The following is a 17279-nucleotide window of genomic DNA, read 5'->3' as shown; positions in this document are numbered from 1 at the left end:
CGCCAGATACCTCTGAGTTCTGCATCTTTTGTAGATCGAACCTGACTAGCTCCTGGCTAATGCCCATGATCGGACAGACTCGTGATAATCGCCTTACCCAAGTCAATATATTTTGAACTCGACTGTTTAGAGATGGTGGCAACCACCTGAAGGGACGGCGGCGGTTATTGAACCGTGCTTTACGGTATCTAGTTTTGCGATTGCGTCGTGATCGTCTCACTTGACGGCGGGTGGTAAGCGCATCTCGGATGGCGAACCCCCTATGAGTTAATTCGGCTGCCCATACCACCACATTGCTTTTGAGGACGGCAATCCCTGTGACTTTCGCTCCTGGGTCAATTTTTAATCTGTATTCTGAGACTTGAGAGTCCTTCACCTGTGTGTCAGGCAAAATGATGGTGAATGGAAAGCGACGAAACACTGACGCTGTGCCAGTACGAAGCAACTTTCTGGCGCGTGCTGGGTGAGTAGGAGCGAGCGGTTTTTTATTTTTGTCCAGTACAAACACAAACATAAGTTTTAATCTCGGATTGCTCCGGTAACGTGTTCCTCGACAAAGTTAAAGAGGCTTGTTCGGTCAAAGACACTGGCTTAGCTCAATAAACCTGTTTAATCCTTGACGACAGGGCTACAAACTGGAAAGCATTCGTAGGTGTCTTGACCTCTTTAACGTAGGCTTTTAAGCCTCAGTCATGGCTATCTTGTCCACAGTTGTCCTGTGTTGAGCGGATAGCATCCTGTTGGGGAGGTTCTGAAAAAACTGTAACGCACTTATACAATAATTTCTTTATTGATGTTGAATGGACGCGACAAAGTGCATCTCAACATCAAATTGGGTTCTCCTAAACTGGCTTAACTGGCATGACTGAATTGGTACTCGATGAACCTCAATGCGATGATCTCATTTTGCCCTACATATTGAGGTAATAGATAAAAAACACCCAAAATCATACCAACTAATACATATTCACAACAAATCTTAACACTTTGTGAGTCTATTATCCTATAAATTAGGGTCAATAAACTCACATTTTAGATTGACATAAGGTGTTTGTTGTATAGTGTAGTATTCAAAAAATAAAACTACTTTTAAAAAACACACAAACATAATGAACGCAAACATTTTTTATTTAAATCATACAAACTAAAAAACCAACCTATAACAATCTCTTGACTAAATTTTGGGATCGTGTAGTCTGTAAATAAGATATAAAAAACACGAGTTTTCAATATTTGAAAAGTGATAAGGTAGGTTTTCCTAAAATGCAAATCTTACAACAGGTAAGCTCTTCTGACTCACCCCAAGCCCAAATGAGTCGCTTAACGTATGGGTTTACCTATAAAATATCCCAGGAGCTGGAAGAACAAATGCTCCTGATCAAGATTTTCCTAAAACTTCTGGAAGACTCCCAACAACACCTGAGCCACGCTCAACAGTTAGAATATCTCCAGATGATTCAAGACTCGGTGCAGCAAATGACTCAAGCCTTACACGAGATGATCGAGGATTTTGTCACCGAAACCGCTCAAGTAGGGGCTGCTGAATAAGTTTTAGGGTAAGGGAAATCTGGGGTATCTGGGAAAGCCAAGGTACTTACAACAGCCGTCCGATAGCATTGAAGGAGATGATCATGAAATGAACTTAAAAAAAGAAATATCTTTAGAAATATTGTCCAAACTGGGATTAGCTTATTGGCTAGAAATCATTACCGATCATCCCTGGTGCATTTACTACTTTGGTCCCTTTGATACCGTTCAAGACGCTGAATCATCCCAGCACGGTTATCAACAAGATATCCTTGAAGAAAGCGCCAAACTCATGAGCGTAACCATCAAACAATTTCATCCCAAAAATTTAACTATTTGCGACGATGAGCCAGCTTGACAATTGAGCAAACCTAAAGTTGGCGGGAACAATTACAGTTAACGGTGGGGAACTCGCTGCCCTTGAGACGCAAGCTACGTCTTTCGTATTTTGTAAAGGTTTGAGGCGTTTTCACGAAACTCAATCTAGTTAACTTGATTTCCCCAACAATATTTTCATGGATTCAGTAATTATCCTTACTGAATTGCCATAAACTATGGTAATAATTCCTCAATCCAACTAGCTTAATCGATTTGTAAATAGAACCATGTCTAATAATGTAGACCTCAAAAATAGCCTGTTTAAGGTGATTCAAGAAGAAATTGAAAACGCCTTAGACGCTTATCCTGAAAAGTTTTGCCAACTTTTATTTGACTATCCTAACTTACGCCAGGATTTATTGTTCTACGTTTTGTGCAAGTTATCCAATGATCCTCAAGTTCAAGCTGTTCAATCCAACCAACACCATCCTCAGAAGCAAACCTTGGCTTATTATTCTTTGGAGATGCGTTTAAAACTGGAATCGTATATTCAGGAGGGAATGAGTTGCCATTTGTCAGATCATGCTATTGGCTCAATCAATTAGTTGTCAATCCGACTTTGTTTGAATCCTGTTTAAAACCACCTTTTTGATCCGTGCAGACCTTTTTTGATCACCTCAGTTTAATAAAGTAATGTCATGGAAACCATCAACTATTCAATATCAATCTGTCGCCATTGTGGTCACTATCAACCTCAAAAAGGTTGGGGAGGTTACTGTCAACAACTAGGCGTATCCGTTAAAGGAAAATGGAAGACTTGTCCTTTGGCAATTTTCCCCTTTGCCACTTATTCTGAACAGTTCGATCAGGTTGACTGTGGGTTAACGCATCGATAACTTTATTTCCTCTATCCTGTTTCTTGTGGTATCACTTCCCATGATTAATTCCTTACCAACTGAATACACCAATCGAATTCTCTGCTACTATACAAATCCCAGCAAACAGATTCAGATCATTCGGATCACCGATATTCCCAATTGGCACTTTGATCGGGTGCTATTCCCCCAACAGCGCCTACTCTTTGAAGCCATTCCCTACGCTCATTTAGATGTCTATAAAAATAGAGTCGGCGCGGTGGATTTAGTGACTAAGATTCTGTGCGATTTCTTGCAAGTACAAGATCAAGCGGAACTTGAGTCTAAATCTGGATTATTTCCCTTGGTGTTATAGCGCTATATAGGATAAACGGTTTGGCTGTTGTTGACATTAAGGTTTAAATGCTAAACCGTTTATTTTTTCGCTTCGGCTGCGATTAACATGGTTGCAGCATATTCGTTATTGGGTTGAATTTCTAGCGCCTTTTTCAAAGACGCGATCGCGTCATCAAACCGTTCCAATTCCATATAGGCTTCGGCTTTGTTAATCCAGGCGTTGGCGGAATTGGGTTTAAGCTGAATAGCGCGATCAAGAACCGGAATCGCTTTCTCCGATTGACCTAATAAAATCAAAGCAACACCTTGATTAATCCAGGCTTCGGCAAAATCTGGCTTCAGGGTTGTGGCTTTTTCGTAGAGGTTTAGCGCTTCTTGGTGTCTTCTTAATTGATCCAACGCTGCGCCTTTACTCCATAACGCTTCTGGATAATCAGGGTTAATTGCCAAGGCGCGATCGCACGCCTGAATCGCTTCGGTTGGACGCTGCTGGGTGTTTAAATCATAGCAGCGTTGCCAATGGGTTTGTGCGGTTGCTGTATCCACTTGGGGTTTTGGCGCAGGAGAAGCCGATGGAACAGGCGATGGTGTTGGCTGAACTTTTGTCGGCTTTTGCGCCACGGGATTTGGCGTCGGCGTTGTTGGTTTTGGGGTAGCCGAATTTTGAGTAACTATCGGTGACTTTTGAGGAGAAGGGGTGGGAGTTGTTTCCGGTGAAGTAGCTGGAGAGGTTGGTTCACCTGGTTTTGCTGTATCCGGGGTAGTCTTTTTAGACGTGGGTGAGTCTGAGTCTGAACTAGGATTCCTTGGTGTCTCATCCGTGGGGGAAGGTTCAGGGGATGATGCTGGCGATGGTTGAATTGCAGGGTTCGCAGACTTGGAGGTTAACTCCTGAGTCTGATTCGTCGTTTGGCTGGTAAGCTGGGGAATCAGCAGCGTTGTCGCAACTCCAGCAGTTCCCCCGATAACGCCTAAAATTGCCACAACCCACCAAAGATTCAGCCATCGTTTTGGGTTTGAACCCGGTGTAACGATTGTGGGAACCGAACTCCCTAATGAGGGTTGGGAATTACGCCAGGTTTCGGGTAACTGAGTGCTACTTGTGTCTGATGAGGATGGGGTTGGAGAATCGGTTGGTATCCAAATCTGGGTTGAGGTTTGTCCCTGAACCGATGCTGTGGTGTCTGAGGAATCGGGTAATCGTTGCGTCGTATCGGAGGGTGAGATATCGCTGGATAGACTTTGCAGGGCGAACAGAGCTTCGGTGGCGGTTTGATAGCGATCGCGGAAATCATACCGGATCATCTGATCCAGAATCTCCGCCAAGTTGAGATTAACATGAGGTGCTAAATCCCGCCACTGAATTTCTCCCGTCTCCGGATTTTCCCGAAGCACTCTGGGATGAGTCCCGGTTAAGGCTTGAATCCCTAAGATACCTACCGCATACACATCACTACTAAACCGGGGTTGTCCACCTAACTGTTCTTTGGGAACATAGCCTTGGGTACCAATGGAAATGGTTAAATTAGTTTGTCCAGATTGGGGATGGCTAAATTGGGTGGTGACTTGTTTAACCGCACCAAAGTCAATCAAGACAATTTTGCCATCCTGTTGGCGGCGAATCAGGTTAGAGGGTTTAATATCGCGATGAATCACATTTTGCTCATGCACATAAGCTAAAACGTGGAGAATATCCTGCAACAGGGCTATCGTTTGAGATTCTAACCATTGCTGACCTTTTTTGAATTCCTGGGTTAGGGGATTGCCAAGAATCAATTCTTGTGCTAAATAAAATTCCTGATTTTCTTCAAAATGTGCTAGCAGTCGGGGGATTTGGTCATGATCACCCAGTTGATAGAGGACTTGAGCTTCGGTGTCAAACAGGCGTCTAGCGGTTTCTAGGCTGGCGGCGTCAGTAGTTTTGGGTTTAAGCTGTTTAATCACGCATTGGGGGTGACCGGGTAAATGTAGGTCTTGCGCCAGAAAGGTTTGACCAAATCCGCCTATTCCCAGTTGACTCTCGATTTTATAGCGTCCACCGAGGGGTTGATCCGTAGTCGTGGATTGAAATCGACGGAAAAGATTGAAGCTCATGCCCTACCGCTCTTTACAGGAAAAATGAATCCTTGACCTATTATCGTAATTATTTTTAAAGATATGATTTGGATAGTGACCCAATCATAGTTACCTTTGTCCAGATTTTTTTGCCGAATCGTTAAATCCAATACCCAAAGCGTTTGACGTAACAGCAGGCGTTGCGGTTTCGGTTTCGCCCAAAATATCTATAAAAAAACGGGAACCATTACTATAGCAGGTGTTCGAGGTCTACCAAGTCTATGTATATTCAATTAACCTGGGAAGACCCAGAAATGGGAGAAGTCAAGCGATCGCTACTCACCGCACCGATCGCGATCGGTCGAGAATTTGACCAGATGCCAGAGTATTGGGGGGGAGAGTCGGTGTCTCGATTGGAACTTGCCCACCCAGAGATCTCGCGGTTTCACGTCCTGATTACGGTGGAAAATAACCAGATCTATGTTACCGATCAACGCAGTGCTAACGGTACCTTTCTGAATGGGCGACCGCTGCGTCAAGCCAATCAACCCATTTCGTTTAAGGATACCCTACGGATGGGTCCTTATAAGATGACGGCAACATTACTCCACACCAATGACCTGAACGCCACCGCCCAGAGTCCCAACGTATCCAGCTTTACGCCGTCGATGAAGTCTATCCCCCAACAAAAAGTGGTGGTTTGGTCAATTGGGGTAGGAGTTCTACTTTTAACCACATTTGGGGCTTGGGCGATGGCTAGCACTATTTTAGAGCGATCGCGTCCTCAACCTTCGCCCACATCGCCGTCTAGCAGGGCATTCGTAGGGGCGAAGCATTTGCGCCCAGATGTCTCGGTTTTATGCCAAGAACCCAACGCAAATGCTTCGCCCAATCCCCATTCGCAGGGGCGAAGCATTAAATTTATTCAATTAGTAATGTCTACTATCCGGTGCTAAACTGTCATGCATTTAAATTGGGTATTAGTAGCGAGTAAGATGCTCAATGTAGTGAGCAAGATGCTCCCCCGGCTCCCCCTGCTAAGAGACGTAGCATGCTACGTCTCTACATTTTGGCGGTTTATCCTGTTGGCGTTACTGACGCTGCTGCTGACACTCAACCCAGTTCCCACCTTTGCTCAGACTTCTCCAACGAATCGCAATGACAAAGCGCCTGTGGTGCTAGACGGTCGCGTTTTATTACAGGTGAGAAGTTTAAATAATAACTTTACAGCAGAAAATCGTGTTCGGCAGATCAACGAAGCGTTGGCGCAAGCGGTGCAATCGCCTAACCCTGTCCGCATTGAAGTGAATCAGGAGGAGGGACGGACAACGATTCTTTCCCAGCCCGGTTCACGCCATCTGCTAACCGTGACAGACGGAGATTTGCTACCAGAATTCACCGCTTATCGGCAAGCCCGAATTTGGCAGGATATTCTGGAGAGGGCATTAGTACAAGCGCAATTTGAGCGATCGCCGGTCTATGTGCGTCAGGCGTTAGGCTTTGTCTTTGGGGCAATACTGATTGCGATCGCGATTCATCTTGCTTTACTGTTTCTAGGAAAATGGGCGTCTCATCGCTTGAGGGTATGGCTGGGACAACCTACATCCTCCTTTCACGCCTGGGAAGATCCGGCTCAATTCATGGTACGCCTTGCCCGACTGGGGTTACAGGGCGGGTTATGGCTCGCGATCGCCTATTATGTGACCGATTTGTTTCCCGCCAGTCGGATCTGGCGCTATGAGTTATTCGATTTTATCGCTAAGGTTTTCGATATTCTCAATGCGCCAGTGATTAGCTTAGGCACTAGCAAATATTCTGCCCTAGAATTGCTGTTGCTTTTGGGCTTAACCATTGGATTGTGGTTTGCGGTTAGTTCTCTCACCAAGTTGTTTAAATCCTACGTCTTAGCCCATACGGGGGCTGAACCCAGATTGCAAGAGGTGATTACTATCCTCACCCAGTATATTCTCACCTTTCTTGGATTCATTGTACTGTTACAAATTTGGGGTTTAGATGTTGGATCATTAACCATTCTTGCCAGTGTTCTCGGTGTGGGGATTGGTTTTGGCGTTCAGAATATTGCCAATAACTTTATTAGTGGGATTATTATTACCTTTGAACGCCCCATCCAAATCGGTGATTTTGTCAAAGTGGGGGAATTACTGGGAACTGTGGAACGCATCGGTGCACGCAGTACGGAGATTTGTACTTTAGATCAAGTTACGATTATTGTCCCCAACTCCCGCTTTTTAGAGACTGAGGTGATTAACTGGAGTCATGGGAACCCGATTTCTCGGCTGCGGATTCCTGTGGGTGTGGCGTATGGATCAGATATCGATAAAGTCCAATCCGCGTTACTCGAAGCTGTTAAAAATCATCCCGAAGTGCTGCTGCAACCGCCGCCTCAGGTATGGTTTCAGGGCTTTGGTGAGAGTTCCCTGGACTTTGATTTACTGGTGTGGACTGGAGAACCCAAGAAACAGTTTAAAGTCAAAAGTGATCTTAACTACCGGATTGAAGCCTGTATGCGCCATCATAGGATTGAGATTCCCTTTCCGCAGCGGGATTTGCATCTGCGATCGCCTCAACTTGAAGAAATATTTAATCTGTTATTATATCGGGATGCACCAACACCTTCTCCTCGATCAATTGAGCCAACGAATGGTGATCAATCTAATCATACTTCCATTTCTCAACCGCAAGACTCTCTCACTGTAGCGACTGAGATATCCGGATCATTGTCCAAGACAATCACCCCAGCCAAAACCCTCACCGAGACAGAACTTGAAGCATTGGTTGCAGCGATGCGGGGTGCCGATGGTGTAGAAATAAAAGACCGCCGCGATCGGGGAAATCTTTATCCTCAATGCTTCATTGGTGCAGAAGCGGTGGAATGGCTAGCGCAACGGATTCAGGGTTCTCGACAAGAGGCGATTAGCATCGGACAAATGCTGATTGATAGCGGTATTATCCATCATGTTGTTGATGATTATCCGTTTCAAGATGATTATTCATTTTACCGATTTTATCGGGAACTATAACAATGTAGGGACTTGGGAACATTGGTGTCAACTTAAGCTAGGGGATGAGGGGGAAATGTCGAAGAGTAAATAGACACAGCTTAAAAAGAACCCCCCTTAATCCCCCCGATGCTTTGGGGGGAAATATTCCCTCCCCTTGATAAGGGGAGGGTTAGGGAGGGGTTAGCATCAAGGTATTGCTTTCGTTTTAAGATTAAGTTGACACCAATGGGCAATGAAAGAGCCCCTACCCCCTACCCTTCAGATATCAGCGCCTTATACCGAGTTGCGTTCTATCATGTCATTGGAGAGCGAAGCGTGAAGCGCAGCTATAGCGTTAGCGAAGCGGTAGCGAGGAACGAGCGTCGGAACGAGCGTCGGAATCTGGACAGATGCTTCGCGTCACTCCGTTTCACGGAGCCTGCCCTCGAAGGTCGTGAAGGGTTCTGCTCAGCATGACAGATTCTACCTTAGACTGCAACTTGGTATTAAAACCTATTGATGCCATTGTTCGCGCATTTCTTGCAAATTTTCACGGATAGTAATTGTTGTCGGATGGTCATCCCCCAGGAGACGTTTACTCAACTCTAAGGCTTGTTCATACAAAGGTTCGGCTTCTCCATACCTTTCCTGTGATGAGTAGAGTTTTGCTAGATTGTGCAGACTGGTTGCTACATGAGGATGTTTATCTCCCAGCAAACGTTTGTATAATTCTAAGGCTTTTTGAAACAAAGGTTTGGCTTCACCATACCTTCCTTGTGATGAGTAGAGTTTTGCTAAATTGTGCAGACTGGTTGCCACATCAGGATGGTCATCTCCCAGCAGGCGTTTTCTCAACTCTAAAGCTTGTTGATACAAAGGTTCAGCTTCACTATACCTTCCCTGTGATTTGTAGAGATATGCCAGATTGTTGAGACTGGTTGCCACATCGGGATGGTCATCACCCAGGAGGCGTTTTCTCAACTCTAAGGCTTGTTGATACAAAGGTTCCGCTTCTTCATACCTTCCCTGGGAATCGTAGAGTCCAGCCAGATTGTTGAGACTGGTTGCTACATTGGGATGGTCATCCCCCAGGAGGCGTTTTCTCAAGTCTAAAGCTTGCAGATACAAGGGTTCAGCTTCACTATACCTTCCCTGTGATGAGTAGAGATATGCCAGATTGTTGAGACTGGTTGCTACTAATGGATGGTCATCCCCTAAACGTTCTTGCGTTACTGATAAACACTGCTTACGCCAGGGTAAGGCTTGTTTGTAAAGTCCTTGACCTTGATAAAATCGACCTAAGCCGACAAAGGGGTAGATTAAATACTGATCACTTAACCAATCCTGCTGAGTGGTTGCGGCTTCAGCTAAGTGGGGAATCGTCGGCGTGGCGATGACAATATCATCTTTCGTTGGCGTCTCCGGAATCTGCTGTGCCACGATGACCATTACCAAACAAAACCCTTGTTTAAGTTCTGATGCTTCCGTTAATTCCTCTAACTTCCCGTTCAAGAATTCCCGAATCAGTTGGTGCAGTTGATAACTCTCTGTATCTACCCGTTCCAATAAGCTTAGATTCACCAATTCATCATCTCTAGCATCCTCTAACGCTTCTTCATCTTCCTTTGAACCGCATTGTTCCACCCATTCCCAGGGGATGGGAGCCAAGGCAAATAAACTGAGAAAACAGGCTAACTTCTGAGCACGTTTATTTAGTTCTTGCCAACTCAACTCAAATGCAGCCTCAACCCCCAATTGTGCCGTCATGTCCTCATTTGGATTTTGCAGAGAACGGTGCTTTAACTGCAAACGTTGGCACATTTTCTCTAATGACAAATCCGGCTTACGCTGTAAATACCGCCCCACTAATTCCAATCCCAAGGGTAAATAGCCTAATTGTTGACATAGACGTTTTACCTGTTCTGGTTCCGCCTCTATCCGTTCTTGTCCAATCAATGACACGAACAAGGCTATAGCGGCTGCTTCTGTGAGTACATCCAGATGTATCCTTTGAAAAGATGCCCCTAACCTTTGCCGTCTGGTAGTAATCAACACCTTAAACCGCGATTCCGCAGGTGGGAGATAGGGTTTTATCTGCCGATAATTTCGCACATCATCGAAAATAAATAGGACATCCCCTAAACGCCAATGTCGCCAGCAGTAAGCCACCTGTTCGGTTAGCTCTAACCCATCCGGTAACTGTAAATCTAATTGAGTTCTGGCAAAACTAACAATCTGAGTTCCCACGACTCCATCCCCCGCCTGTATCCAGCACAACCCACCGGGGTACGTTCCCTGTTTCTGGTGGTGTAGGGCATACTGTAGAGCTAATTCGGTTTTACCCACACCTCCCATCCCGGCTACGGCACAAATAGCGATGCGCTCAGTTTGCTGTAACCTTTGGTGTAATTGTTCCAGGACTTCCGAGCGTCCCACAAATTCAATCACACCACTATGCTTTAAATTATGGGGAGAAGCTGCTAATTCAGGTTTCAGAGTCCCTGACTTGGGTTGTAGTGGTGTCAGACAACGAGTAAGATTAATCGGTGTCCCAGAATTGGTACAAATCGGGCGTTGGGGGAACTCTGAGCCAATTTGATGCAGACGCTCCACTACCGTGTAATTCGTCACCCAGCGCTCTGACGTGGGTTCGAGAGCCTCTAGTAAAGCCGCCGTAAACGCACTATGACTCCCATCAATTCCCTCATACGCCACCTCGAACTCTCGTGATGCGGCGATGAAACAGCGATCGCGTCCTTTCCCTCGCTCCCCTGGATCAGCTTCAGCAAAGTTGAGAACCTCCCCACTGTAACAGCAATCCAGGATAATAATTTGCTGTCGCACCTCACTTGCAAGCAGCAATCGACGTAACCACTGTAGAGATAATCCCCAGTTTCCCACCTCCGGATTCACATCACTGCTGGCTAAAAAGCCTTCCTGAATTCCCCGATTTTTCCGCAGTCCATGCCCAGAAAAGTATAATATCGCTGTATCAGGAGCAGACCGACCCTCTGGCATAAACAATTGTGCGATCGCGTCTTCTAGCTGACTCAGTGTTACCTTGGTTTTCTGACCAACCCGAATCCGGTTATTCTGCTTATCCTTTACCCCTGGGAGTCGGGTTACTTTAAACTCACCATACTGTTCGAGTCGTTGAGCTACCGCCTCAGCATCTCCCCCTGGTGCTTGCAGGGGATTCAATCGCTCATACTTATTTATACCAACAACCAAGGCATCCCGACTCATCGTCAACAATCTTTATCAGGAGTTATTTCCTTATCATGGCAAACTTTCGGCTCATCGTCCCGAACGGTTGTCGCCCTCGAAATTATGGTAAATAATAACCAGTGCCACCCCATCAAATTATCATGCCTCAACTCATCCCCATTAAGCTCGACAATCAAACCATCATCTATATTGAAGCCACGGAAGACGTAGACATTCCTGCCATTACCACAGACGAAGAGGAAGAGGAAGAGGAAGGCGCAGTTCCCAAAAGCCCTCAAGTCGCCAAAGCTCAAAAACAAATGGTGCAGAACTTCAAGGCGATTCAAGGCACAATTCGAGCGTACACAATTTACACATTAAGTGCCTTTAAAAAAATGGCGATCGCGAATGTCAACAAAGTCACCCTAGAATTTGGTATCGAACTGGGTGGTGAAGCTGGCGTCCCTTATGTCACCAAAGGAACAGCTAAAAGTAACCTAAAGATTACCGTTGAATGTTCATTTCCTGACTCAACTGAACAGGACGCTAACATCAAATAAGTGTATGCGGATGACGGTTGGAATACAAACCCAATCAGATCAATCCGCCTTAATAAGAGATCCCCCCTAGCCCCCCTTAAAAAGGGGGGAATAATAAATGGAATCAAAGTCCCCCTTTTGAAGGGGAATTTAGGGGGATCTAAACTTTGAGCGCTAGTCATACAAAGTCTTAAGTTGACACGGATAGGCAATGCCGTGTCCCTACCATAAATGGCGTGTGTGCATAAGCTCTGTTTTTGTTTCGAGGGTGTTGGGTAACATGCGTCAACCCAACCTACAAAATCGACAGGAAACCCGCGCAGGCGGGTTTGGTTTGTGTAGTTGCGGTTTCAACCGCCCTCTTTTATTAAATCTGCCGTGTCCTTACCATAAATGGCTGTTTTTGTTCCGAGGGTGTTGGGTAACATTCGTCAACCCAACCTACAAAATCGGCGAAGGGGTGTGGAAACCCACGCAGGCGGGTTTGGTTTGTATAGCTGCGGTTACCCTACGGGAAGCCGCTCCGCGTCTACAACCGCCCTCTTTTACCGTTTCTAAATCTAAATCGATGAATAAACCTTCTGTGCCATTTCCCTCAATAATCGCTGATTATTTTGATAGACTTCCAGATACAAATTCGCCGAATCACTTTCATCCATTTGCAGGCGATAAACCGTATCGCCACGATGGAACGAATTCTCTGGATCATCCTGCTTATGTTTCACTGTAATCGAATCTCCCGTGCGCTTTGATTGTCCCATATAATATTGACCTGAATCACCCACACAGATGGCAAAACGATAGTTATCAGTTTCCCCAGCCGTCATTAAACTAGTTCCTTGGGGACATTGATTGTACAGTCCAGTTGGCTCGAACTCAGCTAGCCGATAATAGGCTGTTTCTCCAGGGTTTCTAATATAACCCGTTTGTTGGAGAAACTTGCGTAAATCACTAAAGAATGACTCCCGATCATTTCCCTGATAAGCTTGGCGAACACGCTGCCAACCATCTTCACTTTGACCGAGCATATATTTATCTGCTAAATAGGCAGCTAATGCTCCTCTACCTACTTCCGGATACTCATTTTCGGTATAACGCTGCCATAGCTGATAGGCATCATTGTAGATCAGTTGTGGATAGCTGCGCGTTACATCCACCATCTTGCCGTTGCGATACTGCCAAATTTGCAAGGGATAGGACGAACCGGCATAAGAGGCAAAGGCATAAGCAAAGCTATCGTCCCGCGTCCAAAATTCGGGCATTTTATCTTGATTTAAGTCTTTGAATTCATAACCCGCATTACCCCAAAACTGTTCTGTTGCTGTATAGGTATCTTGAGCCGCATCGTAGCGATAAATTAAAGAAACCCAACAGCAATGCGCTCCACCCGTATAGACATCTAAGATAACTTCGGGTTCGGGGTTAACATCTAAGTTGCGGACTTGTAAATCCGTAAACCGACAAATTCCCGCGTCTGATGATGGCGATTGATTGAAAACAATTTTGCCATCCCGACTGATTTTTAATTGAGCGTTTTCTAAACACCATTCTTGGTTTTGATAGGAAAACTCAGCCTGGACATTTCCCGATGCGGCGGTTTCAGTTTCAGCGACAGCCGGAGTCGTGAATCCCATAGAGCCGATAGCGATAATAGCGAATAAAAATAGTTTATTCATTTTTGACGTTCTCCTCAATGTGTCATTAAAACAAGGGAACAGGGAACAAAAGGGATTGAGGGTTCAACAGTAAAGTCTGTCTAAGTCGAATAACACTGACTTTAGAGTTTGTAGTAAGCGCTTTAGCGCTGCTGGCACTTTAGTGCCTACTACGAACCCAGTTTAAGTGAGTGTCATTCTGCCTAGGTCATGTTTTATTGAACCGTTATATCATTTCCTTGTTCCTTGTTCCTTGCCTCCTGCCCCTCCGCCTTCTATCTCACCGTTCGCAGATTAGGATGTAGAGGGAGCATCTGTGCCAAGAGAGAGAGTCATGAATCAAACTGAACAAATTCTTTCCCAGTTACCGGGGGATGTCTTGGGAGGCTTGCGGAAGGCTGACCAATTCTGGCAAGCGTTGCGAGACGGTACCACGCCGATTCCTCAGGTGGTTAAGGAATCAATTGAGCCATTGGGAACCATCGATTGGGATATCGTTATCTGTGGTGGTACCTTAGGCATTTTACTGGCTGCTGCGTTGCAAAAGCGTGGCTGGCGCGTCGCCCTATTGGAACGGGGAATTTTGCGGGGGAGAGATCAAGAGTGGAATATTTCCCGCCCTGAACTTGAGGTATTCCTGGAACTTGACCTGTTATCGCCTGAAGAATTAGAGGACGCGATCGCATCTGAGTATAACCCAGGTCGGGTTAGTTTTTTAGGTGGAGAGGATGTCTGGGTGCGGGATGTCCTGAATATTGGCGTTGACCCGGTTTTCCTCCTGGATACGCTCAAGTCCAAGTTTCTCGATGCTGGGGGTCAGCTTTTGGAAAAAACGGCATTTGAGGGGGCGGTGATTCATCCCGATGGGGTGCGCGTCGAGGCGGCGGGTGGGTTAAACACTCGGTTGCTGATTGATGCCATGGGCAACTTCTCTCCCATTGTTCAGCAAGTGCGACAGGGGGAAAAACCGGAAGGGGTTTGTCTAGTCGTGGGCAGTTGCGCTCAGGGTTTTACTGAGAATGATACGGGGGATCTAATTGTCTCTTTTACACCCATTCAGAATCATTGTCAATACTTTTGGGAAGCGTTTCCCGCCAGAGATGGCAGAACCACCTATTTATTCAGCTATCTTGATGCCCATCCCCAACGTCCCAGTTTGGGGTTTTTTATGGAGGAATACCTACGGCTATTGCCCGACTATCAAGGGGTGGAACTATCCCAACTTGATTTTAAACGAGTATTATTTGGCTTTTTCCCATCCTACAAAGAAAGCCCGATTAAAATGCCCTGGAATCGAATTTTGCCCGTGGGTGATAGCAGTGGCGCTCAATCCCCTGTAAGTTTTGGCGGATTTGGTTCCATGGTGCGTCACCTCAAACGTTTGACAGAAGGCATCCAGGAAGCCCTGAGCTGTGACGTTTTGACTCAAGACGCCTTGACCCTACTGCAACCCTATCAGCCGAATATTGCCGTTACCTGGATGTTTCAACGGGCGATGAGTGTGGGAGTTGAGCAAAATCTACCCCCCAATCAAATCAATGAGTTACTGACCGGTGTTTTTCAAACAATGGCACAGTTGGGGGATGACGTACTGCGTCCTTTCCTGCAAGATGTAGTTCAGTTTTCTGGATTGTTCCAAACCTTGACACTCATTTCCCTAACTAAACCGGGACTGGTAATTCCCGTAATTCCCCAAGTTGGGTTAACAACGCTGTTAGATTGGATGGTGCATTACATTAATCTGGGTGTCTACAGTGGCTTATATCCATTAGGACAATTCATGAGCAAACCCGTAAATCGATTACCCCCAACTTCCCAATACTATTACCACCGTTGGCTGGATGCATGGCGCTATGGTTCTGGGGGGGATTATTAATCTGACTTGGTACAGGATGGTGGGGGAGATGAGGGAGGCTGTAGAGACGTAGCATGCTACATCTCTACAAAATTGATTGCTGGATCATTGGTCATTGGTTATTGAAAGGCGACTTCGGACTAAGGGCAAATGGCGAAGGACTAAGTAAGAAGGGACTATGAAAAGATGGAAGCGCCTGACTGGAGCTGGGCGCAAACTTAGCATCACCACCAAGTTTGCGTTAGCATTTATTGCGCTGCTGGTGTTAATTGGCATTGTGTCAATGACGGGCTTTGTCTCTCTGCGGCAAATGCGTAATGAGACAGAAGCGGTGCTTCTAACTAGTATTGAAGTTCAACGGCGCGGGTTTGAAATGGATGCGGCGTTACGCAATGCCCGTCGCGTGGAAATTGATTTTTTTTTACGGTGGCCCAGTATTAATTTTTCCAGTAGCAATCTGAATGAGTTTCGCGAAAAACACCGCCAAGAGATTGACAAAGTTATCGATATTAGTAGCGAACTGCAAGAGCTTCTGGCTCAGGTTCAGGGGGGGATATTTAAACGGCAGAGTAATCCGGATTTAGTCGAGTATGTGGAAATCGTCGAGCAATATTCTCGGAGTTTCCAGGAAACAGTGGGTTGGGTGAGTAATTTGGGGATTGATAATGTTGGCGTCATCGAGCAACTGGAACAAAATTTAAACCTATTGCGGAATCGACTGCAATTGGCAGAGGCTCAAGAGTTGATCGGACTTGTCGAGGAAATGCAGTCCTATGAAAAGGAATATTTATCTACTCGTGAGCCTGCCAAAATGGAGTTGCTGAATGAAACGGCGAAAAGGTTACGTGAGCAGATTAACGCAAGTGCTAAGTTTAATGCGACGGAACGGAGACAGGCATTAAGATATCTAGATGCTTACCAATTGGTTGCCCAAGAGATCGTTCAAATCGATAAAGAAATTCAGGATAAAATTCGCAATTTTGATCAACAGGCACAGGCACTAGCCGATAAATTAATCGACTTGGCAAAGGCGGAGACAGAGCGAGCTGGTTCTACCATTGATAGAACCAGTTATACGGCGACGATATTATTAGTTGCGGCTGTGTCGGTGGCATTAATTGCAGCGGTAATTATTGCCAAACAGTTTGCCTCGGCGTTAAAAACATTGGATCAAGAAACCGCAAAATCAGAACACCTACTGCTGAATGTTTTGCCAGAACCTATCGCCCATCGTTTGAAGCGAGAAGAGCGGACGATCGCGGATCATTTTAATGAGGTGACGGTACTCTTTGCCGATATTGTCGGGTTTACCGAGTTGGCGTCTCACACCTCACCGATTGAGTTGGTTGAGATTTTGAATGTGATTTTCTCAGAGTTTGACCAACTGGTTGAGGAACACCATTTAGAAAAGATTAAGACGATTGGTGATGCCTATATGGTGGTTGGGGGGCTACCGATGCCCATGCTCAATCACACGGAGGCGATCGCGGATATGGCGTTGGATATGCAACGGGTAATTGAGCAATTTTGTCAAGAAACCGGGAAGTCTTTTAGTATTCGCATTGGCATTCATACCGGACCCGTGATTGCGGGGATTATTGGGATTAAAAAGTTTATTTATGATTTGTGGGGAGATACGGTAAATATTGCCAGTCGCATGGAATCCCACGGGTTACCGGGGAGTATTCAGGTGACGGAAGACACGTATAAACGCCTCAAGCATCGCTATTATTTTGAAGATCGCGGTCCGATTCAAGTCAAAGGAAAGGGGCAGATGAATTGTTATTTGCTCACGGGAAGAAAACAGAATTCGCCAACAATTGAATATATTGAATTGTAAGGGAACAGGGTGTAGGTTGGGTTGACGCCAGGAAACCCAACCGAATTATAGGCTAATTAAGTCAGTGCCA

At 45.7% G+C, this 17279-nt stretch carries 13 protein-coding genes and 1 pseudogene; 10 read left to right on the top strand and 4 right to left on the bottom strand.

The window, feature by feature from the left end; genetic code table 11:
* Positions 1-514 (bottom strand): RNA-guided endonuclease IscB (gene iscB, locus RID09_RS24470; protein WP_446338521.1); only part of this gene is annotated, 514 nt, incomplete at its 3' end.
* A gap of 749 nt (positions 515-1263) precedes the next feature.
* Here iscB and RID09_RS24465 point away from each other — a divergent pair.
* The 5 genes from RID09_RS24465 to RID09_RS24445 all read left to right on the top strand — a co-directional run bounded on the left by RID09_RS24465 (position 1264) and on the right by RID09_RS24445 (position 3075).
* Positions 1264-1548 carry a hypothetical protein gene (locus tag RID09_RS24465; RefSeq protein ID WP_446338520.1) on the top strand — a complete coding sequence of 95 codons (285 nt, stop codon included), beginning with the start codon at positions 1264-1266 and terminating at the stop codon, positions 1546-1548.
* An 88-nt stretch (positions 1549-1636) separates the two neighbouring features.
* Positions 1637-1885 carry a DUF1816 domain-containing protein gene (locus RID09_RS24460; protein ID WP_446338519.1) on the top strand — a complete coding sequence of 83 codons (249 nt, stop codon included), beginning with the start codon at positions 1637-1639 and terminating at the stop codon, positions 1883-1885.
* A 247-nt stretch (positions 1886-2132) separates the two neighbouring features.
* A complete protein-coding gene (locus tag RID09_RS24455; protein ID WP_446338518.1) occupies positions 2133-2450 on the top strand; it encodes a hypothetical protein in 318 nt (105 codons plus the stop codon).
* Positions 2451-2543: 93 nt separating this feature from the next.
* On the top strand, positions 2544-2741 hold the full coding sequence (locus RID09_RS24450; protein WP_446338517.1) for a hypothetical protein: 198 nt from the start codon (positions 2544-2546) through the stop codon (positions 2739-2741).
* 40 nt (positions 2742-2781) lie between these two features.
* On the top strand, positions 2782-3075 hold the full coding sequence (locus tag RID09_RS24445; RefSeq protein ID WP_446338516.1) for a DUF1830 domain-containing protein: 294 nt from the start codon (positions 2782-2784) through the stop codon (positions 3073-3075).
* Positions 3076-3134: 59 nt separating this feature from the next.
* Here RID09_RS24445 and RID09_RS24440 read toward each other — a convergent pair whose 3' ends face one another.
* Complete coding sequence (locus RID09_RS24440; protein ID WP_446338515.1) at positions 3135-5150, bottom strand: protein kinase domain-containing protein; 2016 nt, start codon at positions 5148-5150, stop codon at positions 3135-3137.
* Positions 5151-5392: 242 nt separating this feature from the next.
* On the opposite strand from RID09_RS24440, the gene RID09_RS24435 reads away from it, so the two are divergent.
* Positions 5393-6067, top strand: a complete 675-nt coding sequence (locus tag RID09_RS24435; RefSeq protein ID WP_446338514.1) for an FHA domain-containing protein — start codon at positions 5393-5395, stop codon at positions 6065-6067.
* A gap of 6 nt (positions 6068-6073) precedes the next feature.
* Positions 6074-8152, top strand: a complete 2079-nt coding sequence (locus RID09_RS24430; RefSeq protein WP_446338513.1) for a mechanosensitive ion channel domain-containing protein — start codon at positions 6074-6076, stop codon at positions 8150-8152.
* Between the two features lie 474 nt (positions 8153-8626).
* On the opposite strand, the gene RID09_RS24425 is transcribed toward RID09_RS24430, so the two are convergent.
* On the bottom strand, positions 8627-11359 hold the full coding sequence (locus RID09_RS24425; protein WP_446338512.1) for a tetratricopeptide repeat protein: 2733 nt from the start codon (positions 11357-11359) through the stop codon (positions 8627-8629).
* A 122-nt stretch (positions 11360-11481) separates the two neighbouring features.
* Here RID09_RS24425 and RID09_RS24420 point away from each other — a divergent pair, with 122 nt between their 5' ends.
* The gene (locus RID09_RS24420; protein ID WP_446338522.1) at positions 11482-11880 is read left to right on the top strand and encodes a CU044_2847 family protein; all 399 of its coding nucleotides are present in this window, start codon (positions 11482-11484) and stop codon (positions 11878-11880) included.
* A 539-nt stretch (positions 11881-12419) separates the two neighbouring features.
* Here RID09_RS24420 and RID09_RS24415 read toward each other — a convergent pair.
* On the bottom strand, positions 12420-13535 hold the full coding sequence (locus RID09_RS24415) for a hypothetical protein (protein ID WP_446338511.1): 1116 nt from the start codon (positions 13533-13535) through the stop codon (positions 12420-12422).
* A 313-nt stretch (positions 13536-13848) separates the two neighbouring features.
* Between RID09_RS24415 and RID09_RS24410 the strand changes: the two genes are divergently transcribed.
* Together RID09_RS24410 and RID09_RS24405 are read left to right on the top strand one after the other, a co-directional pair.
* On the top strand, positions 13849-15390 hold the full coding sequence (locus tag RID09_RS24410; RefSeq protein WP_446338510.1) for an FAD-dependent oxidoreductase: 1542 nt from the start codon (positions 13849-13851) through the stop codon (positions 15388-15390).
* A gap of 1141 nt (positions 15391-16531) precedes the next feature.
* Positions 16532-17209 (top strand): annotated as a pseudogene (locus RID09_RS24405) (adenylate/guanylate cyclase domain-containing protein); the annotation flags it as partial.
* Positions 17210-17279: the final 70 nt, after the last annotated feature.

The organism is Coleofasciculus sp. G1-WW12-02, assembly GCF_040219735.1.
Classification (GTDB): Bacteria; Cyanobacteriota; Cyanobacteriia; order Cyanobacteriales; family Coleofasciculaceae; genus Coleofasciculus.
This window is presented reverse-complemented; position numbering and strand designations above follow the sequence as displayed.